This window comes from Stenotrophomonas sp. 115C5 (genome assembly GCF_056861055.1).
Window position 1 is genome coordinate 26306 of sequence record NZ_JBSPUQ010000016.1, and the last position, 24107, is coordinate 50412.

The window sequence follows — 24107 nt, forward strand, 5'->3', positions numbered from 1 at the left end:
GCTTCGGCTCCATCGCGACAGGCAAGCCCGCCGCAATGAAGATGCGTCCGATCAGTACAGGCGCTGACGCTTGGTAACGTCGCGCGACGAGCGGCGCAGCTGACGCTTCACAGCAGCGGCGGCCTTGCGCTTGCGCTCCTGGGTCGGCTTTTCGTAGAACTCGCGCTTGCGGGTTTCGGCCAGCACACCGGCCTTTTCGCAAGTGCGCTTGAAGCGGCGAAGAGCAAACTCGAAGGGCTCGTTCTCGCGGACTTTGACGCTGGGCATGGAATCTCCGGGACACAGTAGAACCGGGTCACGCCCGGCGAGCCGCACATTATAGCGGCGAATAGACAAACTGCAAGCGGCCAACCCTGAATACGGGCCGGAAGTTCGAAAGCAGTGAGATCTGCACATCCCCCGAGGGGGCGGCAGGGGCGTCATAATAGCAGGCATGCGAGTCCTTGGCATCGAATCTTCCTGTGATGAGACCGGCGTGGCGGTGTATGACACCGACCTGGCCGGCAGCGCGGCCCTGCGCGCCCATGCGGTCTACAGCCAGATCGCCCTGCATGCCGAGTACGGCGGTGTAGTGCCCGAGCTGGCCAGCCGCGACCACGTCCGCAAGCTGCTGCCGCTGGTGCGCCAGACCCTGGCCGAAGCCGGTCTCGGCGTAGGCGACATCGACGGGGTGGCCTACACGGCCGGTCCCGGCCTGGTTGGCGCGCTGCTGGTGGGCGCCGGCGTGGCCCGCTCGCTGGCCTGGGCGCTGGAGGTGCCGGCGGTGGGCGTACACCATATGGAAGGCCACCTGCTGGCCCCGCTGATGGAAGACGACCCGCCGGAAGCGCCGTTCGTGGCACTGCTGGTGTCCGGTGGCCATACCCAGCTGGTGGCGGTGGACGCCATCGGCCAGTACCGGCTGCTGGGCGAGACCCTGGACGATGCGGCCGGCGAGGCCTTCGACAAGACCGCCAAGCTGATGGGCCTGCCGTACCCGGGTGGTCCCCAGCTGGCCAGGCTGGCCGAGCAGGGGACGCCGGGCGCGTACCGCTTCGCGCGGCCGATGACCGACCGCCCCGGGCTGGATTTCAGTTTCTCCGGCCTGAAGACCCAGGTGCTGATGGCCTGGCGCGACAGCGACCAGAGCGAGCAGACCCGCGCCGACATCGCCCGTGGCTTTGAAGACGCGGTGGTCGAGACCCTGTCGATCAAGTGCGAGCGCGCGCTGGAAGCGGCCGGGACTAACGTGATCGTGGTGGCCGGCGGCGTCGGCGCCAACAAGCGCCTGCGCGCGCGCCTGCAGCAGATGGCCGAGCGCCTGGGCGGCCGCGCCTGTTTCCCGCGGCCTGCGCTGTGTACCGACAACGGCGCGATGATCGCCTTCGCTGGCGCGCTGCGCCTGCAGGCCGGCCAGCACAGCCCGCCGAAGGTGGATGTGACCCCGCGCTGGGACATGGCGACCCTGCCGGCGGTGTGAGTCCCAACGGCCGCTCTTTGTAGCGTCGAGCCATGCTCGACTGCGCGTGATCGCTACGCACGTGCACCCAATGGCGACGCTGCCAATACCGTCGTCGCCCGCTCATGGCGCTGCAGCCACCCCAGGGTGTGCGGGCAGCGGGCGTGGATCAGCCGCCCGATCGCGGCCAGGTCGGCGCCGATGTCGCGTTCCAGGATGGGCTCGTGGTGCGCGATCCGGTTGCGCAGGTGGCGGACGCGGTCGAGGTCGGCATGGATGTTCGTGCGGACCACGCTGAGAGCACTCTGTGGCGCGTTCGGCAGTGCGATCTTCAAGCCCCGCGTCCAGATGGCTCCCTCGAAGCGCCGCGTGAAAAGCTGTTGCCAGAACGCGAAGCGAAGGCTGGCGATGATCTCCTGAGTGTCCATCCGACGACCTGCCTGTCTATGGATATTCTGCAAGGCCGACAACGCGCCATCTGCTGGCATCCGCTGCAGCAGTGCAGGATGCCAGGGCCAGCGTGGCCCGAAGGCATGCGCCAGCGCCGCGGCCGCCGCGTTGCGGATTACGATTTCACAGACGTGCAGGGGGGATAGCAGCGCGCCGCACATCTGCATGTTCCATACGTAAAGCGAGGCGGCGTCCAAAGAGTGCCGGTCCGCGATACGTTTGTACGTCGCCCACCGTGGGCGTGACAGCGCTGCCTGCAGGATTCGTTGCTCTCTCATCGAAATACGGGACCACATGGCGGATCATCAGCTTGCGCTGGCTGCCGCAGGCTTGATATCGGATAACGCCGCCGCGTCAGGCAGCAGAATCCCTGTATCGCCTTGGGCTTCCTCCAGCATGTCGCGATTGACTCTGGACCGTAGAGGGAATGAACGTCATGATCTGCATCGTGTGCTCCGGGACTCGCGGCTGGATTCCAGCTCCCCCCGGGGACGTTGAGAGGTACCAAAGGGCCCCGCTAGCAGGGCCCTTTGTCTTTTCTGGAGCTGCGCCCCTGCCGGCCACCCATCGCCCGTTCCGGGCAGGGTCACCGCCGTGCCGTTACCATGGCCCCCTGTATTCGGGCGGGTAAGCGCAATGGACAAGGTTTTCATCGAGGGGCTGACGATCGACGCCCTGATCGGTATCTACGATTGGGAGCGACGGATCCGCCAGGACCTGGTGTTCGACCTGGAAATGGGCTTCGACAACCGTCGCCCTGCGGCTACCGATGACATCGCCCACACCCTGAACTACAAGGCGGTGAGCAAGCGCCTGGAGCAGTTCGTGCGCGAGTCGGAATTCGGCCTGGTCGAGACCCTGGCCGAGCGCTGCGCGCAGATCGTACTGGACGAATTCGACGTGAAGTGGCTGCGCCTGAAGCTGAGCAAGCCGGGCGCGGTGCGCGGTGCGCGCGCGGTGGGCGTGATCATCGAGCGCACGCGCGACTGACCCGGTAAACCCGGCCGCTGGTCGGCAACCTCATCAGCAATAAAACAAGGAGACAACGGATGGTAGACGCGGTGGTGGCGGTACAGTGGCTGGAAAAGCTGCAGAACACACTGGAACCCTATCCTGGCGCCTACCTGGCGTTGATGATTTCGGCGCTGCTGATCGCCGCCGGCCTGGCCAACTGGGTGACCAAGCGCATCCTGCTGCGCGGGCTGCGACGCCTGCTCAGCCGCCTGCCGGGCGCTGACACCGGCCGTGGCAGCCACCTGATGCGGGTGATCTCGCGGCTGTCCAATGTGGTGCCCAGCCAGGTGATCGCTTCCGGCATCCGCATCGTGCCGGACCTGCCGCCAGGGCTGGTGGGCTTCATCATCGGCGCCTGCCAGGCGTGGGCGATCCTGACCGTGGTGCTGGCCATCTCGCATGCGCTCGATGCGGCCAACGATCTCTACGAACGTCGCCCCGAAGCACGCAACAAGCCGATCAAGGGCTACCTGCAGGTAGCCAAGATCGTCATCTTCGTGATCGCCGGCCTGTCGATCGTTGCCACCCTGGCCGGCGTCGACCTGCGCTATCTGGTCACCGGCCTTGGCGCGGCCACCGCAGTGCTGATGCTGATCTTCCAGGACACCATCCTGTCGCTGGTGGCCAGCGTGCAGATCAGCGGCGATGGCCGCGTGCGCATCGGCGACTGGATCGAGATGCCCAGCCAGAATGCCGATGGCGATGTCATTGATATCGCCCTGCATACCGTCACCGTGCAGAACTTCGACAAGACGATCACCACCATCCCGACCAAGAAGCTGGTGACCGAGTCGTTCAAGAACTGGCGCGGCATGCAGGAAGCGGGTGGCCGCCGGATCAAGCGCGCGCTGTACCTGGACCAGCACAGCGTCGGCTTCCTGGACGAGGGCGACCTGGCCTTCCTCGGCCAGTTCGCGCTGCTGCGCGACTACCTGCGTGAGAAGGAACAGGAGCTGGGCCAGTGGAACGGGCGCCTGCGAGAGCAGGGCGTGGCCGAGGTCAACAGCCGCCGCGTGACCAACTTGGGTACCTTCCGGGCCTATGTGGAGCGCTACCTGCGCAGCCACCCGGGCATCCATACCGATATGACCCTGCTGGTACGTCAGCTGCAGCCGACCACCGAAGGCCTGCCGCTGGAGCTGTACTGCTTCACCCGCAGCACTGCCTGGGGCGAGTACGAGGCGGTGCAGTCGGACATCTTCGACCACCTGTTGGCGATCCTGCCGGCGTTTGGCCTGCGGGTGTTCCAGGCCTCCAGCGACGCCATGTTGATGGCCGGGCAGCGCCAGTTGGCCGGCTCGGAGTAAGCTGCGGTGCCCCCGGCGGGGCCATACGGTCCCCGCTGGTGGCTGAAACTGAATGAAGAAACCTCTCGCCAAACGGCTCGGGATCGCTAGAATGCCGGGCTTGTAAACGTTTTCATCAAGGACTGCCGGTGGCCTCCGATCGCATCGAATCCCTCATTGCCCAGATGACCGTCGAGGAAAAGGTCGGCCAGCTGGGTGTCTTCGCAGACATGGTCCGCCCGTTCGCCCCGGACGTGAACCCGGAAGCCAACGTGCGCAATGCCGACCAGGTGCTGCAGCAGGTGCGCGAGGGCAAGGTCGGGTCCCTGTTCAATGGTGTCGGCGCCGAACTGGGCCGCCGCATCCAGCAGGTCGCCACCGAGGAAAGCCGCCTGGGCATCCCGGTGATCCTGGCTGCCGACGTCATCCACGGCATGCGTACCGTGTTCCCGATCCCGCTGGGCGAGGCCGCCAGCTTCGAACCGGACCTGGCCGAGCGCACCGCGCGCGCCACCGCCATCGAAGCCACCGCTGCCGGCCTGCACTGGACCTATGCCCCGGCCGTGGACATCGCCCGCGACCAGCGCTGGGGCCGTGGCGCCGAAGGTGCCGGTGAGGACGTGGTGCTGGGCTGTGCGTTCGCCGCCGCCCGCGTGCGCGGCTTCCAGGGCAGCGACCTGCGCGCCGCCGATTCGCTGCTGGCCACGCCGAAGCACTTCGCCGCCTATGGCGCGGTGATGGCCGGCATGGAATACAACATGGTGGACATCTCGCCGCAGACCCTGCGCGACGTGCACCTGCCGCCGTTCAAGGCCGCCTTCGACGCCGGCGCGATCACCGTGATGTCCTCGTTCAACGACATCAACGGCGTGCCGGCCAGCGCCAATGCCGAACTGCTGACCGACATCCTGCGCGGCGAATGGAAGTTCCCGGGCGTGGTGATCTCCGATTACACCGCCGACATGGAACTGGTCGCGCACGGCTATGCCGCCGACGACCGCGATGCCACCGCCAAGGCGTTCACCGCCGGCCTGGACCTGAGCATGCAGAGCGGCTTCTACGCCGAGCACCTGCCGGGCCTGGTCGAGAGCGGCGAGGTGCCAATGGCGGTGCTGGATGAGGGCGTGCGCCGCATCCTGTGGCTGAAGGAAACCATCGGCCTGTTCGATGACCCGTACCGTTCGCTGGACCCGGCCCGTGAAGCGGATACCTCGCACATCGCCGCGCATGACGCACTGTCGCGCGACGCCGCGCGCCGTTCGATCGTGCTGCTGAACAACCGCGACAACGTGCTGCCGCTGCAGAAGACCGGGCAGAAGATCGCACTGATCGGCCCGTTCGTGCAGGACCGCGAGAACATCGAGGGCTGCTGGACGCTGTTCGGTGACAAGCAGCGCTACGTGGACCTGGAAACCGGCGTGCGCGCCGCCATCGGCGACGAAGCGCTGCTGGAAATCGTGCCGGGCTGCGAACTGGAAACCGCGATTCCAGGCGGCACCGAAGCGGCCGTGGCTGCCGCGCTGCGTGCCGACGCGGTGGTACTGGCGCTGGGCGAACCGCAGCGCTACAGCGGTGAAGCGCAGTCGCGCGTGGAAATCACCCTGCCGCCGGCACAGCAGGCGCTGGCCGAGGCCGTGGCGATGACCGGCAAGCCGCTGGTGGTGCTGTTGCGCAATGGCCGCGCGCTGGCGCTGCAGGGTGCGGTGCGCAATGCACAGGCCGTGGCGGTGACCTGGTACCTGGGCACGCAGACCGGCCATGCGGTGGCCGATGTGCTGTTCGGCGACTACAGCCCGTCTGGTCGCCTGCCGGTCAGCTTCCCGCAGGTATCCGGCCAGCAGCCGTACTTCTACAACCACCCGCGCACCGGCCGCCCGGAACTGCCGACGATGTCGGAGTTCAAGGCGCGCTGGCGCGAGATTCCGAACGAGCCGCTGTACCCGTTCGGCCATGGCATCGGCTACACCACCTTCGCCTACGGCGTGCCGCAGCTGAGCACGGCCGCGCTGGGCTGGGACGAGACCCTGACCATCACCACCACGCTGACCAACAGCGGCGATGTGGCCGGTGAAGAAGTGGTGCAGCTGTACATCCATGACCGCGTGGCCAGCCGCGTGCGTCCGGTGCGTGAGCTGAAGGACTTCCGCAAGGTGGCGCTGCAGCCGGGCGAGTCGGCCGAAGTGGTGTTCACCCTCAGCCGTGAGCAGCTGGCGTTCACCGGCCGCGACGGCGTGCTGCGTGCCGAGCCGGGTGTGTTCGACCTGTGGGTCTGCGCCTCGTCGGCGGCGGGTGAAGCCGTGCAGTTCGAGCTGCTGAAGGCCTGATCGAAAAAAGGGGACGGAGGGGATTAAGTCGTTTGTGGCACTAACGACTTAATCCCCTCCGTCCCCTTTTTGTTGCCGTCACTGCGGCGGCGCTACCATCGGGCTTCCTGTTTCGATGGAGTGCGCGCATGCGCCGGATGGCTTGTCTGATTCCCGCCCTGCTGCTGGCGGCCTGTTCGCAGCCGGCGCCGCCGGCCGAGCCTGCAGCGGATGCGCCGCCGCCGATGGAGGCCAGCGCCCCGGCAGCGCCTGCGGCACCCCCCGCTGAGCCCACCGCCGCCGCACCGGCCGCGTCCGAAGCGGATGCGCCCGCGGAAGACGCACGCGCGCGCATCGAGTCGCTGCTTGGCGATGCGGCGCAGTACGAAAAGGTGTTCAACGCGTTCAAGACCGCCGTGGTCGGTGGTGATCGTGCTGCCGTGGTGGAGGAAGTGCGCTTCCCGCTGAACATCGCGGATGGAAAGAAGATCACCGGCCCGGGCGAGTTCCAGCGCAACTACGAGAAGATCATCACACCGGCGGTGGTCAAGGCGGTGTCCGAACAGGACTTCGGCAAGGTCTTCGTCAACCAGCAGGGCGTGATGATCGGCGATGGACAGGTGTGGTTGAGCGGGCAGTGCCTGGACCAGGCCTGCACGAAGACCGAGGTGAAGGTCATCACCATCCAGTAAACGGAAACGGCCCCGCATGCGGGGCCGTTCCGGGAAAAAGGTGCCGATCAGGCCTTCGGCGTCAGCTTCAGCAGGCGCGCCTTGCTGCCGTCTTCCAGCAGCCACAGCGCACCATCCGGGCCCTGTTCCACTTCGCGGATGCGCTCGCCCATGTTGAAGCGTTCGGCCTCGCGCGCGCTGTCGCCGTCGAACGCCACACGCACCAGCGAGGTCGACGACAGCCCACCGATGAAGCCGCTGCCCTTCCACTGCGGGAATAGCTTGCCGCTGTAGATCACGAAGCCGGCCGGCGAGATCACCGGCGTCCAGGTCACCTTCGGGGCGGCGAATTCCGGGCGCGTGTCGTGGTCTGGAATCGGTCGGCCGTCGTAGTGGTCACCATTGGAAACAATCGGGTAACCGTAGTTGGCGCCGCGCACGATCAGGTTCAGTTCGTCACCGCCGGCCGGGCCCATCTCGTGCGCCCACAGCTTGCCGTTGGCATCGAAAGCCATACCGAGGATGTTGCGGTGGCCCAGCGACCACACCTGCGCGGCAACACCGCCCTGCGAGGCAAACGGGTTGTCAGCGGGCAGGCTGCCATCGTCGTTGAGGCGGATGATCTTGCCGAGGTTGCCGCCCATGTCCTGGGCCGGATCGAACTTCTGCCGCTCGCTGGAGCTGATCCACAGCTTGCCGTCCGGGCCGAAAGCGAGGCGGTGGCCGTAGTGGCCCTCACCGCTGACCTTGGGGCTCTGCCGCCAGATCACCTTCAGGTCCTTGAGCTGACCGGCGCCGTTGGCGTCCAGCGCCAGCGTGGCACGGGCCACGGCAGCACCGCGGGTGTCCAGCGTGCCTTCCTCGGCGTAGCTGAGATAGATCACGTGGTTGCTTGCGAACTGCGGGTGCAGGATCACGTCACCGAAACCGCCCTGGCCGCCATAGGCGACCTTGGGAACGCCGGTGATCTCATGCTTCTGGCCGCTGGCCAGGTCCAGGTGCTGCAGCTTGCCGCGCTTCTCGGTGACCAGCAGGCTGCCGTCGGGCAGGAAGGTCATCGCCCACGGTTGGTCGAAACGGCTGACCTCGGTGGCGGTGAACGGGCGTTGATCGGCGGCGGCGGACGCCGTGGCCGTGGCCTGGGCGCCGTTGGCGGCCGGGTCGGCGGCATTGCAGGCGGAGGTGGCGAGGATCGGCACCAGGCCGAGGGCGAGCAGCAGGGGCATGCGGGTCATGGGTATCTCCAGGCGGGGATGCGGATGGCCGGGCTGTACCTTGTATACCACTGGAGCGGTGACCGTCGTGGCCCGAAGGTCCTGCAACCCCTGTGCGAGGGCGGCGGGATCGTCTAGGGTGGGCACGCCCGGGCAAAGCGTGCCCGTCTGCCTGCCAAGGATCTGCAATGAACACTGCCATGCCCCACAAGCCGTCCACCGCCTTCATCGCCGCCTCGTGGGTGGCCCTGTTGCTGGGCGCGGCGGCCTACCTGATCGGCCTGTTCAACGCCGCAACGATGGCGCTCAACGAGAAGGGCTACTACCTGACCCTGCTGCTGTTCGGCCTTTTCGCGGCGGTGTCGCTGCAGAAGAGCGTGCGTGACCGCGTCGAGGGTATTCCGGTGAGTGGCTTGTACTACGCGTTGTGCTGGTTCGCGCTGCTGTCGGCGCTGATGCTGTTGCTGGTCGGCCTGTGGAATGCCACCCTGGCATCGAGCGAGAAGGGCTTCTACGGCATGGCCTACGCGCTGTCGCTGTTCGGTGCGGTGGCGGTGCAGAAGAACACCCGCGACCTGATCGCCGCCGGTGGCGGTGAAAGCAAGCGCAGCGCAGGCGTGCCGCCGCTGCCGGAACAGGAGTGATTCTGTAGAGCCGAGCCCACGCTCGGCTCTCGCAGGATTTCTGTAGAGTCGAGCCATGCTCGACTCTCAGCCGAGCATGGGCTCGGCTCTACAGGAGCATGGCGTTATCGCTTCAACCGCGGATCCGCCAGCTGTGCATCCTCCCAGCCACGGCGAACGGCACCGCGCGCCTGCGCCCATTCCAGCCGGCTGCGGCCACGTTCATTGGCCCAGCGCGATTCCAGCTCGGCTTCGACCTGTTCGTAGGCGCGGATCATGTCCCGTGCACGCGCGGCGTGGCCGATGCGGTAGGCAGGCTCGTAGTCCTCGAAGAACAACTGGTCGTCATAGTAGGGCTCGGCCGTGTAGCGTTCGCGCCAGTAGTTGCTGACCGCATCACGCGGCGTGCTGTCGTCCGGTACGCGGCCGGGGATCTGGTACTCGGTCATGGAAGGCTCCGTTGTGGACGAAGCCTGATCGTGCCTGCGTGGCGGTTAACGGCCCGGTCCGGCAGCGTGATCGCCAGATCAATCCGCCGGGCATGGCCCGGCGCTACCGGTCACCCGGCGTCGGCATCCTTGCGCGGCAGCTTGTAGATCACCGCACCGATGGCAAACGCGACCAACGCAGCCGCGATGTTCTGCCAGCTGGCACTGGCGAACAGCGCCACGCACAGCAGCAGTGCCAGCACCGGAATCAATGGCCCTCCGGGCAGCTTCAGCGCGCCTGGCCGGTCCGCGTAGCGCTTGGCCAGCACCAGCACTGCAGCAGCGGTACCGATGTAGGCGAACAGGCGCGTGGTCATCGACAGCAGGGCCAGCTGCACGAACGAACCGGACAGGGCCAGGCCCAGCGCGATCAGACCCTGGCACAGGATCGAGGCGGCCGGGGTGTGGAAGCGCGGGTGCACCTGCGCCAGGATCTTCGGCCCGTAGCCATCGCGGGCCAGCGCGAACAGGAAGCGCGGGCCCATCATCATCGTGTTGCTGTTGGTGCCGAGGATGGAGACGGTGGCGCCGATGGTGAGGATCAGCGCCAGCGCCTCGCCGCCGAAGCCGGCGGCGGCATCGGCCAGTGGCGTGGCGGAGCTGGACAGGCCGGCCAGCGTGCCCTGCGCCACCACCTGCACCGCGCCGTAGATGACGGTGACGGTGATGATCATGGTGATCAGCGCGAACGGAATATCGCGGCGCGGATTGCGGTACTCGCCCGCAGCAGCCGGGATGTTCTCGAAGCCGGCGTAGGCGTACAGCAGCAGCAATGCGGCTTCGCCCATGCGCTGCAGGTCATGCGGGTCCGGGCGCTGGCCGGAGAAGGCCAGCTGCGGATCGATGTAGAACGCGCCGATGGCCACGAACAGCAGCAGCGGCAGCATCTTGCCGATCACCAGCACCACGCCGGTACGCGCGGCCGAGCGCACGCCGATGATGTTGACGCCGGTGAGGAAGCCCAGCGACACCACGATCACCGCGATGCGGCCCATGCCGGCGCCGGCCCACGGCCAGAAGCGCGCGACCGCATCAGCCAGTGCATTACTCAGTGCGGCCGCCGAACTGATGCGGGTCAACCAGATCATCCAGCCGATCTCGAACCCGGCGAATCGCCCGAACGCCTCGCGCGCATACAGGTAGCTGCCACCGGGTTCATCGAAGTAGCTGGCGGCCTGCGCGTAGCACAGCACCAGCAGCGCGACCACGATGCCGGCAGCGACCACGCCCCACAGGCTGAAGGGGCCGAGCAGGGCGACGGTGGCGGCCGGCAGCAGGTAGATGCCGCTGCCGATCACATCGTTGATCGACAGGCCGACGATCTGCCAGCGGCTGACCGCGCGCTGCAGCTGCGGTTCGTCCTGCGCGCTCAACGGGCGTCTCCGTTCAGTGCGGGCAGCTGCCACTGGGCCTGCAGGCGCGTGTACTCGGCACGCGGCAGCAGCACGAAGCGCGGCGCATCCTGCGGCCGCAACCAGTTCAGCAGGGCCTGCATGCGCTCCTGCGGCATCGCGGTGCAGCCGGCGGTGGCCTCACCCGGCTGGCGCCACAGGTGGGCGAAGATGCAGCTGCCCTTGCCGGGCTGGTTGTCCGGGTTGTGGGCGATCACGAAGCCTTCCTGGTAACGCACATCGCCCTTGTTGTGCAGGTCCAGCCGCATCGGCTCGGTGGAGCCCTTGACCGCTGCACTGCCGACCTTCTTTTCATCAACGATGCGGTTGTAGAACGGTGAACCGGGTACGTCCATGCAGTAGCTGCTTTCAAGCATCGGCTGGTAGGGCATCGCGGTGCCGGCACGAGTGACGGCATAGCCGAATGCACTGCCTAGCGCGAACACGCCCGCAGGGCTGCGGCCATCGCCTTCCTGCTTCTGCGGGCCGTCGGCCTGCGCCGGGTGCAGGCCCAGGCCCCAGGCACTGCCGGTGCGGCCGAGCGCCACCGGGAACGCCTGTCCATGCGCGTGCCAGCCCTTGCCATCGCGCACATAGGCCTGCAGCTGTCCCTGGGTGCTGTCCCAGCTTTCGCTGGTGACCACGATCAGCTGGCGCGCACCATCCAGCGGTGCCGCGTGGACGGACACCGCTGCAGCAAGCAGCAGCGCAGCGGTAGCGAGGCGAACCAGCGATTTCATCAACAGGTGCTCCGGTCAGGAATCCAGCAGGTGGTCGATCCGCTCCAGGTTCACCGCCAGCTGCTGCTGGCGGTCCGGATTGGTGTGGCAGAGCAGCACGAACAGGAAATCGAGCAGGGCGTGCATGGCGCTACGGTACAGCAGCTGCGCGACCTGCGGCGTGCGATCGTGCGCACACACCACCAGCGCTGCATCAGCATGCGCGCGCAGCGGGTTGGCGGTGTGGCGGGTGATGGAAATCACCTTGCCACCCATGTCCTGGAACTGCCGTGACAGCTGCGACAGCTGGGGCAGGTTGCCGAACTCGGAGAACATCAGCAGCGCATCGCCCGGGCGCGCGGCCGACAGGTTGGCCAGCATCAGGATCGGATCGGTATGCGGCACCACCAGCAGGCCGAGCAGCGACAGCCGCATGGCGAACTCGCGGGCGAACAGGCCATCGTCACCCAGGCCATGGACGAACAGCTTGGGCGCGCCGTCGAGCAGCTGCACGATGCGCTCGATCTCCTCGCGTGGATTGGCCTGTCGGGTTTCCTCTTCGGCCTGCGCCTTGCTGCGGCGCAGGGCGTCGCCCAGGCGCAGGTAGTCGTCGCCGCTGTCGGGTTCACTGGGTGCCTGCTGCGGATCGGCGCCAGCACGGGCGACATCCTGGCCGATGGAGTACTTCAGGTCCGGGTAGCCCTTGAAGCCGAGCTTCTGGCTGAACTTCACCACGCTGGACTGGCTGATGCCCAACGCGCTGGCCAGCTGCTGGGACGAGTAGTCGCGCAGCAGGTGGGCGTTGTCGAGGATGAAGTCGGCAATGCGGCGCTCGATGGCCGACATCTGCCCGCGCTCGGAACGGATCTTCAGCAGGGGCGGCATGCGGGGTGTCCGGGTGTCTGCAAAGGCGTTGCGGTTGACCGCGTAAAGCGAATTATGGGGTGGGTCGGGGGGGGGGGGGGGGGGGGGGGGGGGGGCCCAGGCGGCGGCGGACGGTGGTGGCCCCCGGGGCGTCGGGTCTGGGGGGGGGGGGCGGGCCCCCCCCCCGCCCCCGCCCCCCCCCCCCCCCCCCCCCCCCCCCCCCCCCCCACCCCGGACACATCGCGCGCGCGCCAGCCGCGAAGGGGTTACGGGGTAGGGCAAAAACAAGCGCTTCCACGCGTGGTGTGGATCTAATAGGTGCAGCTGTTGCATTGGACGTTGAGTCCGCCTTCAAGCGAGCCGAGCAACGCAGGTCCGGCGAGGGCGAAGAGGCGCGGGTGTCTGAGCGTAGCGAGTTCCCGCGCCGTCCCTCGACGGGCCGAGGAGCGCAGGGAACCGGTTCGTAGCACCGGCTCGCGGCCGGCGGAGCGTTTCTTTTGGTTACTTTTCTTTTCGCGAAAAGAAAAGCAACGCCCGACCCAACGTCAGTGGCACGCAAGGCCAGCCGCAAGGCAGAGATCAACCCAGCATCTCCAGCCCACGCACTTCGGTGATGCCCAACCCCGGCACATCGCTGATGCTGATCTCCGATTCGTTGAAATGCACGCCGCCGCTGACCGGGTCGAACTGGCCCAGCGACGGGCCGTCCAGGTCGACCTTGGTGATCACATCGCTCTTGGCCACCGCCAGGTGCACGGCGGCGGCAACGCTGATGCTGGATTCGATCATGCAGCCGATCATGCATGGCACGCCGTAGATGCCGGCGATGTCGGCGATGCGGATCGCGTTGGACAGGCCGCCGGTCTTCATCAGCTTGATATTGATGATGTCGGCCGCGCGCTGCTGGATCAGGTCCATCACCTGGCTCGGGCTGAACACGCTTTCGTCGGCCATCACCGGCGTGTTGACGCGGTCGGTGACGTATTTCAGGCCACTGATGTCCGCGGCCTTAACCGGCTGCTCCAGCAGCTCCAGTACCACGCCGGCCTCTTCCAGCGTGCGCATCGCATGCACCGCCTGCTTGGCGGTCCAGCCCTGGTTGGCGTCCAGGCGCAGCAGGGCGCGGCCTTCGACGGCGGCATGGATCGCCTTGACCCGTTCGATGTCCAGGCCGATGTCCTTGCCGACTTTGATTTTCAGCGACTCGAAGCCGCGCTCGATCGCCGACAGCGAATCGGCCACCATCTTGTCGATGTAGTCCACGCTGATGGTGATGTCGGTGGTAATCACCGGGTCGCCGCCACCGAGCATCTGATATAGCGGCGCACCGTGCAGCTGCGCCCACAGGTCGTACAGCGCGATTTCCACCGCGGCCTTGGCGCTGGTGTTGCGCTCCATCGCGGTCTGCACCAGCGTGCACAGATGGTTGAGGTTGACCACGTCCTGGCCGATCAGGCGCGGCGCGATGAAGTGGCGGATCGCTTCGATGATCGAGCCGTGCGTATCGCCGGTGATCACCGCAGTGGCCGGGGCTTCACCGTAACCGGTGTGGCCGGTGTCGGTGCGGATCAGAACCACCACGTCTTCCACGGTTTCCACCGTGCGCAGGGCAGTCTTGAACGGCGTCTTCAGCGGCACGCGCAGCATGCCCAGTTCGATGGCAGTGATCTTCATTCAGGAGTCTTGGCCCGCAGGCGCTGGATGTTGGTGATGCGGTCGATGTAGCGGACGGTATCGCTGGCCATCATCGGCTCCAGCGGCGTGACCGAAACACCATTGAGGTGGGCCTGCACGCGCGTGCCGTCGGCACCGAACCAGCTGCCGCCCGCCGTATCGTGGATCACCCAGGTGCGGCCGTCGACATGGCCGATGGCCATCATTACGTGCCCGGGAATGTAGACCAGGTCGCCCACCTGCAGGTCGGTGACGGCGCGGTCGCGTACCGCTTTGCCGTCCTTGCCGGTGAAGGGCAGGCGATCCAGCGCGGGGCTGACCGCCTGTGCACTGGTATTGCGCGGCAGCAGCACGCCGAAGCTGCGGTAGATCTCGGAAACGAACCCGCTGCAGTCGCGGGTGTCGTAGTCGTGGCCCCATCCGTAGCGTTCGCCCAGGAACTTGAAGGCCTGCTGCAGCAGCAGGCGCGGGGTCAGCGGCAGGTAGTCGGCGGCGGTGTCCTGCGAGCGCGGCAGCAGCGCCGGCACCAGCTTCAGGCGCCCGTTGGCCTCGCGCACCGGCAGCTGCACCACCCACGACGCGTGCGCCTGCTGGCCGTTCACGGGTTCTGAAGCGGGCCAGTCGGCCAGCACCGGCAGGCGCACGCCCATGTCCAGCTGCAGGCGCGAGACGCGCGGTTCCTCCGGGGTGTAGGCGGTCTGCGCGGTGGCGCCGGTGACGATGCGGTACGGGCCCTTCGTGCCATAGCCGAGCACCGTGGCCTTGTCACCACTGGCGACGGCGCCGGCTTCGATCCACGCGCTGTAGCGCTCGCTGTGCACGAACAGCCAATGGCCATCGGTACTGCGATGGACCACCGCGACCCTGTCGCCGGGGAACAGTGCCGATTCCTGGAAGCGGTCGATGTCGGTGTCACCGGCAGTGCTGAAGACCCGCTCGCGGGTGGGGAAGGTACGCAGTGCCGCGCGCTTCACCACCAGCCCGTAGGCCGGTGCCACCTGGGCAGGAATCGCATCGAGGCCGAGGTTGGCTTCGATCGCGCTGCGCAGTGCGGTCGCGATCGCCTGGCCCTTGTCGTTGTAGAGGGCGCGAGTGGGCCAACTCGACAGCGCGGTGATGCTGGCACGCACCGTCGCTGCATCAAGCTGGGCGGGCAGTGCGGCGATGTCCTGGATGTGGCTGTCCTGTGCCCGCATCCGCGCGTTCTGTGCCTCGATCTGCGCGCGATTCAGGATCGGCGCATCGGCGTTGCCCAGGCGCGCGGCCCAGTACTGCGGGGTCAGGTAGGCCTCGTGCAGGCCGATCACATAGGGCAGCGGTGCGCCGGGATCGGGTGCCGGGGCAGCCTGTGCGAAGGCCGGCGCGGCCAGCAGGCACAGGGCCAGGGTCAGCCGGCGCGGCCAACGCCGGCGCGGTTCGCGGGAAGCCAGGCTCATGCGGTGCACACCCTCCTCGAATGCCTGTTGGAATATTTATTCCTTTTGGCTTCGAAATCAAGAATAAATTATTGACCGGCATCCCGGCCCGTGTTACACAGCCGTTACCACCCGCGCTGGGGAAGTGTCGCTGTGGAGTCTGCCGTTCGCAAACCGTGTCTGCCTGCCGCCGCCGGTCTCTGTGCCGCGCTGCTGCTGTGGGCGTGGTCGGCGGGAGCGGAGCCGCCGCCCTCAGCCATCCAGTTTGCGCGCGTCGTGCAGATGATCGACGCGGGACGGTTCTTTGAAGCTCACAGCGAACTGAACACCTGGTCGGCTGCCGACGCGGCGGAGCCTGGCGTCAGTTTCGACGACATCGCGTTCCAGGAAGAACGCATGCGCCGCATCCGCCTGGATTTTTCCCTCGACGAAACCGCCGCCAAGTCCGCCGTGCGCCGCTGGATTCCCGACCTCACCGACGAGGAATTCGCGCGCTGGGACCAGCTCGGCCTGATTGAACACCTCGATATCGATGGCGCGCGCTGGTACTTCAAGCGCGCACCGTCGAACCTGTTCCTGCTCAGCGATGAGGCACGCGCACGCCGCCGCGCGGATGCACCGATGCCGGCGCCGGGCCCGAACGAGGTGCTCAATGCACACCACGCGCGCGTGCTTGCCGCGGCCGAACAGAGTGGCCAGGCGTCGGTACTGCCGCAGCGCATTGAATTCACCCAGTCGCTCACGGTGAAAGCCGATGCCGTTCCGGCCGGTGAAACCGTGCGCGCCTGGATTCCGTACCCGCGCGAGATTCCGGGCCAGCAGGAGCAGGTGCAGTGGCTGGGCAGCACCCCGGGCAAGGCGCGGGTGGCGCCAGCCAGCACCCTGCAGCGCACGGCCTACCTGGAAGCCAAGGCCGTGGCCGGGCAGCCGACCCGCTTCGAGATCCGCTATGCGGTCACGCTCTTTGCCCGGCACACCGCGATCGATCCCGCCAAGGTGCAGGCCACACCGAACGATCCCGCATTGAAGCCCTACCTGGCCGAACAGCTGCCGCATGTGCGCTTCACCCCCGCGCTGAAGCTGTTCTCCGACCAGGTGCTGCAGGGTGAAACGCGCCCGTATGAAGTGGTGCGCAGGCTGTTTGCTGCGGTCGACCGCATTCCCTGGGCCGGTGCGCGCGAGTACTCCACGATCAGCAACATCAGCGATTACGCGCTGCGGGCCGGCCATGCCGACTGCGGGCAGCAGACCCTGCTGCTGATCGCGCTGCTGCGCCTGAACGGTATTCCTGCACGCTGGCAGTCGGGCATGGTGTTCTCCGGCGACGGCAGCGGCTACAACAACCTGCATGATTGGGGGCAGGTCTACCTGGCGCCCTACGGCTGGCTGCCGATGGACGTGACCACCGGCGCGCTCGCCAGCGATGTGCCTGCACTGCGCAATTTCTATCTGGGTGGCCTCGACGGCTACCGCATCGCCTTCAACGACGATTTCGGCCAGCCCTTCGTGCCGGCCAAGCAGCATTACCGCTCGGAAACGGTCGACTCGCAGCGCGGCGAGGCCGAGTGGGCAGGCGGCAACCTGTACTTCGACCAATGGAGCTACGACTTCCAGTGGCGGGTACTGCCAGCCGGGCAACGCTAGCGCGACACATCGCAACTCACACCATTCAATTCTTGCAGGAGAGAGCAGGGGATGAAGGCTTACAGCATCAAGCGGGCGGCGTTGTGCGTCGCCCTCGGGGCGTGTCTGGGCGTGATCGCGCCCAGCGCATTCGCACAGGATGGTTCGGTGGTCGGCCGATTGGTCAGCGATGCCGGCCAGGTGCCGGCCGGTGCCACGGTCACCGTACGCAACCCCGCCACGGGCTTTGTCCGATCGGTGCAGGCCGACGCCAATGGCAGCTACCGCATCCCGTTGCTGCCGGTCGGCACCTACGAGATGGACGTGAGCCTGCCGGGTGGAGCGGCCAGCCGTGTTGGCCAGGTCACCATCAGCCTTGGCAGTGCGACCACAGTGAACGTGCCGCTGGGTGCGGTCAGCACGCTGGGTACGGTCGAGGTACGTGCACCGCAGGTGGTGTCGATGGTGGATGTCAAGTCCACCGAATCGGCCACGAACATCACCCGCGAGGAGCTTTCGCGCCTGCCGGTGGACCGTGACATCACCGCCGTGGCACTGCTCGCGCCCGGCGCGGTGAAGGGCAAGGGCTCGTTGGGCGGCCAGGGCATTTCCTTCGGTGGTTCGTCGGTGGCGGAGAACACCGTCTACATCAACGGCCTGAACGTTACCGACTTCTACAACCGGGTCGGCTTCTCGTCGGTGCCGTTCTCGTTCTACCAGGAATTCCAGGTCAAGACTGGCGGCTATTCGGTAGAGTTCGGGCGCAGTACCGGCGGTGTCATCAACGCAGTCACCCGGTCCGGCAGCAACGACTTCAAGGCCGGTGCCGAACTGGTGTTCGAACCGCGTGCCTGGCAGTCGCAGGCGCGCGACCGCTACGACGGCAGCGGCAGCCGCTACATCACAGCGAGCCGCGACGACTACAGTCGCAGTGCGCTGAACGTATTCGCGTCCGGTGCGCTGGTGAAGGACCGCTTGTTCTTCTTCGGCATGTATGAAGCTCGCGACTACCGCCCGACATCGACCAACGACGCTGGCACCCGCCTGAGCCAGGGCAAGGCCGATGATCCGTTCTGGGGCGGCAAGATCGACTGGCAGATCACCGACAACCAGATGCTGTCGCTGTTCGGATTCTCGGACAAGAGCAAGACGCTCACCGATGTCTACGATTACGACTACGCCACGGGACAGACTGTGGGTGAGCGCAGCAACCAGATCTATAACACGGTGGGCGGCAAGAACTGGTCCGGCACCTATAGCTGGCAGGTCAACAACGACCTGACCATGAAGCTGATGTATGGCGAGAACAAGCGCAACCGCATGCAGAGCTCGTTGATGGACGAGAACTGCAACCGTGTGTTCGACAACCGAACGGCCAGCCAGGGCGTGCCACCCTCGCTGCAGGGTGACCGCAGCTGCACCAGCAGCTCGCAGCTGGAATCAGCATTGGATACCCGCAAGGCCGCCCGCGCCGATTTCGAATGGACACTGGGCAATCACCTGCTGCGCTTCGGCATGGACCGCGAGGAAAACACCTCCGACTACAGCCGTGCCTACCCCGGTCCGGGCGGCCTGCGCTACGACATCTATGCGCGTACTCCGGGAAGTTCACTCAACGGCGGTGTGGTGCCGGCCAGTGGCCTGGTGGCGCGTACGCGCCGCTATGAGGTGGAGGGTGCGTTTGAGACCGTCAACTCGGCCTGGTACCTGGAAGACAACTGGCAGGTGACACCGAACCTGCTGCTGAACATGGGCGTGCGCCTGGAAGCCTTCGACAACAAGGGCGGCGATGGCAGCAGCTACATCAAGATCGATGACATGGTGGCGCCACGTCTCGGCTTCTCGTGGGATGTGCGCGGCGATGGCACCACCAAGGTGTTTGGCAACCTGGGACGCTACTTCCTGCCCGTGGCGAACGTCATCAACATCAAGCAGGCCGGTGGCTTCCTCGACGAACGCACCTGGTATGAGTTCCTGGGCTACAGCGGCGCGGCCAACAATGTGCCGGTGCTGGGCGCGCAGATCGGACCGGTGGACAATTCGCAGGGCGATGGCAGCGTGCCGGACCTGCGTGCTGAAGTGAACCGGGACATGGATCCGGTCTACCAGGATGAAGCGATCCTGGGCTTCCAGCAGATGATCAACGAGGCCTGGTCGGTTGGCGCCAGCGTGACTTACCGCCGCCTGCACAACGCCATCGATGACATGAACATCACCGCCACCGGCCAATGCGGTGCCATCGACGGGGTGTGGATCATGGGCAACCCGGGACGCACCAACACTGTCTGGGGCGACACCAACTGTGATGGCACCAATGATGGCTGGATCAACATCGACACATCCAGGGAAGGCTGGGCGCTGTACGACGATGATGGCAACTACGTGGGCCAGCGCGGCTGGGTAAAGCCCAAGCGCGACTACAAGGCGCTGGAACTTCAGGTCGACCGTGCGTGGGATGGAAAGTGGGGCTTCAACGCGTCCTATACCCTGGCCTATGGACGCGGCAACGCCGAAGGCCCGGTCAACTCCGATACCGACTTCGCCGATGCCGGCCGCACCGAGAACTTCGACAACCCGTGGGTCAACTATCGCGGCTACGGCTACCTGGCCAACGATCGCCGCCACCAGTTCAAGTTCCGCGGCAGCTACTCGTTGACCGAGAACCTGAGCGTGGCCACCACGCTGGGCGTACAGTCGGGCAGCCCGATCACGCGCTTCGGTGCCGGCAATCCTTTCGACGACACCGACTTCCACAGCTACTACGTGTGCGTGTCCAACTGCCAGGCGACGGTACCGTCCGAACGTGTGTTCGTGCATTCGCCGCGCGGCGGCGATGGGCGTACGCCGTGGACCTACGACCTGGACGTGAGTGTTTCGTACAAAGTGCCGATCCCCACCGATCTGCGCCTGAAGTTGGCGGTGTACAACGTTCTGAACCAGCAGCGCGTGGTGACCGTGGACCAGGATTACGAGCCGCAGGACAGCATCGGCACGCCGAACCCGCTGTACCGCTACGGCACGAGCTTCCAGTCGCCGCGCTACGCGCAGCTGACCGTCACCTGGGCCTACTGAGGCCCAGTGCCGGGGCGTGAGCATGTATAGCCTCTGGATGCTGGCGGCATTGGCCGCCTCTTCGGCATCGGCGACCGACACCGCATCCCTCGATGCCGATGTCGCCACCGTGGTCCGGGTCGAACATCTGCCCGGGCTTGCGATGGCAGTGGTCGACAACGGGCAGGTGGTCTATCGCCATGCGGAGGGTGTGCGCGGCGATGGCGGCCATATCGACGAGGACACGCTGTTCAAGATCGCCTCCAACAGCAAGGCGATGACCGTTGCGTTGCTGGCGCGGTTGGTGCAGCAGGGCAAGCTGCGCTGGGATGATCCGGTGCAGCGGCACTTGCCCAACTTCCGTATGCACGACGCGTGGGTGGGCCAGCAGATGCAGGTGCGTGACCTGCTGATCCACAACAGCGGCCTGGGCCTGGGGGCCGGCGACCTGATGCTGTGGCCGGAGCCGAACGCGTTCACCCGTGCCGACATCATCGCCGGGCTGGCGCACCTGAAGCCGGTCAGCAGCTTCCGCAGCCGCTATGCGTACGACAACCTGATGTATGTGGTGGCCGGCGAAGTGGCGGCCGCGGCGGGTGGCAAGCCGTACGACCGGTTGATGCGCGAGCAGGTGTTCGAACCACTCGGTATGACGCGCTGCCAGGTGGGGGCGTGGTCGGTGAGTGATGTGGGCAACGTCGCGCAACCGCATGCCTGGCGCGGCGATCGCAATGAGGTCGTGAACGCAGATGGAGCGATCAGCCCCGATCTGCCGTCGATGGCGGCCGGCGGCATCCGCTGTTCATTGCGGGACATGACGCGCTGGATGCAGGTGCTGCTGGATCCTGCGCTGGTGCCGGAATGGCTGGGCGCTGAGCAGCGCCGCACGCTGTGGACCCTGCACATGCCCATGCCGCTGGGTGAACGCCAGCGACGCTGGGACAACGCGCATTTTTACGGTTACGGCTATGGCTGGCGCGTGTCGGACATGCACGGGCAGTGGAAGGTGGCGCACACCGGCACGCTGTCGGGCATGTATTCGTCGTTGGCGCTGCTGCCCGACCGCAGGGTGGGCGTGGTGATGCTGATGAACGGCGAGGGCGAGGATGCGCGCACCGCGCTGATGCAGGCCACGCTGAAGCGCTTCACCGCACCCGACGATGCACGCCCGGCGATGGAATACCTGGCCGAACTGAAGGCTGACCAGGCCATGCGCGCGGCAACCGGCCACCAGCGGCCTGAAGCCAGTCCGGCGCAGGCGACCATGGGTGCTGATCTGACGCGCTGGCAGGGCCGCTACAGCGACCCTTGGCTGGGCCCGGCGTCGCTGTGCCCGGGCAAGGATGGCCTGCGCTTCAGCGTGGACAAGTCGCCAAAGTTGCAGGCGGCCGTATTGCAGTTGCAGGGGCGCTGGCTGCTGCGCTGGGATACGCTGGGCGACGAAGCGCAGGCGTGGTTGCAGCCAGGCGAGGGCCCGGTACCGACGCTGGACCTGCGCGCCATCGATCCGGACATCGACTTCAGCTATGACTTCCACGACCTGCATTTCACTCGTACTGGCGACTGCGCTGACGGCGACCGCCAGCGCCGCTGAGCCACCGCGCGTTTCGCCAGCCACCGATGCGACCGAGGCAGGGCTGGTGGAAATCCGTTCGGTGGCGCCGCGTATCGACATGGACATCCGCTACGCCGGCGCCAACAACTTCACCGGCGCGCGCGTGCCCGGCTACGAGGCGTCGTCCTGCTACCTGCTGGCGCCGGTAGCGAAAGCGCTGGCGCAGGTGGAACAGGATCTGCGCGCGCAGGGTTTCGGCCTGCGGCTCTACGATTGCTATCGGCCGGTGCGTTCGGTGCAGGCCTTCATGGCCTGGGTGAACGACCCAGGCGAACTCTCGCGCAAGGCGCTGCAGTACCCGGATCTGAACAAGCCACGGCTGCTGGCCGACGGCTACATCGCCGAGCGATCCGGCCACAGCCGCGGTGCCACCGTTGATCTGGGCCTGCTGGATTGCCGCAGCGGTGATTGCATGCCGTTGGACATGGGCACCGACTTCGATTTCTTTGGCCCGCGTGCGCATACACGGGCGAGCGGGCTGACTGATGCGCAGCGGGCGAACCGCCAGCAGCTGGTGCAGGCGATGGCCCGGCGTGGTTTCGTGAACTACCCGCAGGAGTGGTGGCACTACACCCTGCAGCCGGAGCCGGATCCCGGTACCGCGTACGACGTCCCCGTGCGGTAGGGGTATCGGCAGGGCTGCGCCCTGCACCCGCAGAGGCCGAAGCAACGTCAAAAGCGGGCCTCCTGTGGGATGGCGGGGTGGGGCCGGTTGCGGGGGGCGCTGCAAGCCCCCCTCCGGGGTCCGGCCCAGCCGCTGGCGGCTGTGCGTTCGGGCGCTTGCGAAGCAGTGCTTCGCAAGCAAAGCGCCCTCACCCATGTAAGCTCGGTCGCCGCATCCATGCGGCTCACGCCCCCGCAACCGGACCCACCCCGCCTTCGACAGTGGGTCGCTGCTGTTGGTAGGTGTCGACCTTGGTCGACACGGTAGATCCACGCCGTCATTAGGAATCTGTCGGAGGTGGGGCGGTGTGGGTGGGCAGGACCGTTGGCGCCATGGATGGCGCCATCGAGCCCCCAGGGATGGGTTTACGGCGTGTCCTGCCCACCCACATCGTCCCGCCAAACCATCAGCAGTCCAGAGCCGCTTTGGCTTTGGCCGTTGCCTGAAGCCTCTGCGGGTGCAGGGTGCAACCCTGCCGATACCCTTACACTGGCCGCCATCCCACCGCTGCCCACCCGATGAACCTTCCCCTGCACTTCGGCCTGCTCGGTACCCTGGAAGCCGGCGCCATCGCCCTGCTGGTCGGGCTGCTGGTGTACTTCCTGTGGTCGCAGCTGTGCCGACTCCTGCACTGGACGGTCGGCCACGCCATCGGCTGGTCCTGCGTCATCGCCGTGATCATCTCCGCCGGCATCGATGCGTGGAAGCTGTTCTACATGGGCATCGTGCGGCTGGAGTCGCCGCTGTACGCGCGCCTGTTCCTGGCAACCATCCACGATCCGAACGAACTCGGCAGTCGCGTAGTGCTGGAAATCGCCGGCGCGCTCGCCGGTGTCGCCCTTGGGTGGGTGTTGTTCAGTTCGCGGTCATCGGGAAAAACCGTCGACTGACGCAGGTTTTTCGTTGGTTGCCGGTTAAATCCGGCAGCGCTGAATGCGCATCTTATGAGCTGCTCACTTGCTGCTAACCACCGCGCTAATGCATGGGTGGAGGCGAGTGGTTAATCGTGTGTGTGCACGCCGCTCGCGACGCAAAATCGATTCAGAAACGCGGTGGCAGGGTAGGTGCCGTGCGGAGACAACACGCCGCGCAACACCACCCAATTGGCAGGAGACACCCCTGATGACTATTCGCAACCGCAAGCCCCTGATCGCCCTGATCGTCGCCGCTGGCAGCGTGCTGGCCATTCCGGCGATGGCGCAGTCGGCCAAGCAGCAGGCGGCGCATGCGCAGAACGAGGCCGCACAGGCCCAGCAGGCGGCTGCACAGGCTGGCCAGGCCGCCGACCAGGCGACCAATGCGGCCGCAGCGGCATCGGCGCAGGCCAATGGCGGTGGCCAGACCTGGGCCAGCATCGATACCGATGGCAACGGCACCATCAGCAAGACCGAGGCACAGGTGAACGCGGGCCTGGCCCAGGTGTTCGACCAGGCCGATACCAACAAGGACGGCGAGCTGAGCGCCGATGAGTACAAGGCCTATGTGGCCGCGCAGCAGGCCGGTGCGGGTGCCGGCGCGGCCCAGGGCCGCTGATCCACACCTGATTCGGGAAGACCGGTGCATGGGGACCCGGGCGGCTGCGGCCGCCCGGGTTTTTCTCGTCA

At 66.6% G+C, this 24107-nt stretch carries 21 protein-coding genes; 12 read left to right on the forward strand and 9 right to left on the reverse strand.

The features are described 5' to 3' along the window. Positions 1-51: 51 nt before the first annotated feature. Positions 52-267 carry a 30S ribosomal protein S21 gene (gene rpsU, locus AC13FN_RS16690; RefSeq protein WP_002808376.1) on the reverse strand — a complete coding sequence of 72 codons (216 nt, stop codon included), beginning with the start codon at positions 265-267 and terminating at the stop codon, positions 52-54. A 166-nt stretch (positions 268-433) separates the two neighbouring features. Between rpsU and tsaD the strand changes: the two genes are divergently transcribed. After that, positions 434-1459: a tRNA (adenosine(37)-N6)-threonylcarbamoyltransferase complex transferase subunit TsaD gene (tsaD, locus tag AC13FN_RS16695; protein WP_049426946.1), complete on the forward strand. Its 1026-nt coding sequence runs from the start codon at positions 434-436 to the stop codon at positions 1457-1459. A 53-nt stretch (positions 1460-1512) separates the two neighbouring features. Here tsaD and AC13FN_RS16700 read toward each other — a convergent pair whose 3' ends face one another. Continuing rightward, on the reverse strand, positions 1513-2184 hold the full coding sequence (locus tag AC13FN_RS16700) for a hypothetical protein (protein ID WP_482985041.1): 672 nt from the start codon (positions 2182-2184) through the stop codon (positions 1513-1515). Between the two features lie 340 nt (positions 2185-2524). Between AC13FN_RS16700 and folB the strand changes: the two genes are divergently transcribed. The 4 genes from folB to AC13FN_RS16720 all read left to right on the forward strand — a co-directional run bounded on the left by folB (position 2525) and on the right by AC13FN_RS16720 (position 7183). Next, complete coding sequence (gene folB / locus AC13FN_RS16705; protein ID WP_005407807.1) at positions 2525-2878, forward strand: dihydroneopterin aldolase; 354 nt, start codon at positions 2525-2527, stop codon at positions 2876-2878. Positions 2879-2937: 59 nt separating this feature from the next. Further along, entirely contained in the window at positions 2938-4209 is a 1272-nt protein-coding gene (locus AC13FN_RS16710) for a mechanosensitive ion channel family protein (RefSeq protein WP_049426941.1), read from the forward strand. A gap of 128 nt (positions 4210-4337) precedes the next feature. After that, positions 4338-6512: a glycoside hydrolase family 3 N-terminal domain-containing protein gene (locus AC13FN_RS16715; protein WP_482985042.1), complete on the forward strand. Its 2175-nt coding sequence runs from the start codon at positions 4338-4340 to the stop codon at positions 6510-6512. Between the two features lie 128 nt (positions 6513-6640). Then, positions 6641-7183 carry a hypothetical protein gene (locus AC13FN_RS16720; RefSeq protein WP_478415583.1) on the forward strand — a complete coding sequence of 181 codons (543 nt, stop codon included), beginning with the start codon at positions 6641-6643 and terminating at the stop codon, positions 7181-7183. Positions 7184-7230: 47 nt separating this feature from the next. Here the strand turns inward: AC13FN_RS16720 and AC13FN_RS16725 are convergent, their stop codons facing one another. Beyond that, entirely contained in the window at positions 7231-8397 is a 1167-nt protein-coding gene (locus AC13FN_RS16725; RefSeq protein WP_049435057.1) for a PQQ-dependent sugar dehydrogenase, read from the reverse strand. Positions 8398-8564: 167 nt separating this feature from the next. Here AC13FN_RS16725 and yiaA point away from each other — a divergent pair, with 167 nt between their 5' ends. After that, entirely contained in the window at positions 8565-9020 is a 456-nt protein-coding gene (yiaA, locus tag AC13FN_RS16730) for an inner membrane protein YiaA (protein WP_010484216.1), read from the forward strand. A gap of 104 nt (positions 9021-9124) precedes the next feature. On the opposite strand, the gene AC13FN_RS16735 is transcribed toward yiaA, so the two are convergent. From AC13FN_RS16735 to AC13FN_RS16760, 6 genes are all read right to left on the reverse strand, one after another. Further along, complete coding sequence (locus AC13FN_RS16735; RefSeq protein WP_049435058.1) at positions 9125-9448, reverse strand: hypothetical protein; 324 nt, start codon at positions 9446-9448, stop codon at positions 9125-9127. Between the two features lie 110 nt (positions 9449-9558). After that, complete coding sequence (locus AC13FN_RS16740) at positions 9559-10860, reverse strand: APC family permease (protein ID WP_482985043.1); 1302 nt, start codon at positions 10858-10860, stop codon at positions 9559-9561. After that, positions 10857-11618, reverse strand: a complete 762-nt coding sequence (locus tag AC13FN_RS16745; protein WP_482985044.1) for a L,D-transpeptidase family protein — start codon at positions 11616-11618, stop codon at positions 10857-10859. The genes AC13FN_RS16740 and AC13FN_RS16745 overlap by 4 nt, the downstream gene beginning before the upstream one ends. A gap of 15 nt (positions 11619-11633) precedes the next feature. After that, positions 11634-12482 carry a MurR/RpiR family transcriptional regulator gene (locus AC13FN_RS16750; RefSeq protein ID WP_053442421.1) on the reverse strand — a complete coding sequence of 283 codons (849 nt, stop codon included), beginning with the start codon at positions 12480-12482 and terminating at the stop codon, positions 11634-11636. A gap of 558 nt (positions 12483-13040) precedes the next feature. Then, positions 13041-14135, reverse strand: coding sequence for a dipeptide epimerase (locus AC13FN_RS16755; protein ID WP_012478950.1), 1095 nt, complete (start codon positions 14133-14135; stop codon positions 13041-13043). Next, positions 14132-15571, reverse strand: coding sequence for an SH3 domain-containing protein (locus AC13FN_RS16760; protein WP_482985045.1), 1440 nt, complete (start codon positions 15569-15571; stop codon positions 14132-14134). The genes AC13FN_RS16755 and AC13FN_RS16760 overlap by 4 nt, the downstream gene beginning before the upstream one ends. 132 nt (positions 15572-15703) lie before the next feature. Between AC13FN_RS16760 and AC13FN_RS16765 the strand changes: the two genes are divergently transcribed. From AC13FN_RS16765 to AC13FN_RS16790, 6 genes are all read left to right on the forward strand, one after another. Then, complete coding sequence (locus AC13FN_RS16765) at positions 15704-17194, forward strand: transglutaminase-like domain-containing protein (RefSeq protein ID WP_281056072.1); 1491 nt, start codon at positions 15704-15706, stop codon at positions 17192-17194. A gap of 51 nt (positions 17195-17245) precedes the next feature. Beyond that, positions 17246-20245, forward strand: coding sequence for a TonB-dependent receptor (locus AC13FN_RS16770; protein ID WP_482985046.1), 3000 nt, complete (start codon positions 17246-17248; stop codon positions 20243-20245). Positions 20246-20267: 22 nt separating this feature from the next. Continuing rightward, positions 20268-21818: a serine hydrolase domain-containing protein gene (locus tag AC13FN_RS16775; protein WP_482985047.1), complete on the forward strand. Its 1551-nt coding sequence runs from the start codon at positions 20268-20270 to the stop codon at positions 21816-21818. Then, the gene (locus AC13FN_RS16780) at positions 21751-22464 is read left to right on the forward strand and encodes a M15 family metallopeptidase (protein ID WP_049435065.1); all 714 of its coding nucleotides are present in this window, start codon (positions 21751-21753) and stop codon (positions 22462-22464) included. The genes AC13FN_RS16775 and AC13FN_RS16780 overlap by 68 nt, the downstream gene beginning before the upstream one ends. Positions 22465-23021: 557 nt before the next feature. Next, a complete protein-coding gene (locus tag AC13FN_RS16785; protein WP_049437073.1) occupies positions 23022-23393 on the forward strand; it encodes a hypothetical protein in 372 nt (123 codons plus the stop codon). 232 nt (positions 23394-23625) lie between these two features. Next, entirely contained in the window at positions 23626-24036 is a 411-nt protein-coding gene (locus AC13FN_RS16790) for an EF-hand domain-containing protein (RefSeq protein ID WP_049437070.1), read from the forward strand. The last annotated feature ends 71 nt before the right edge of the window (positions 24037-24107 follow it).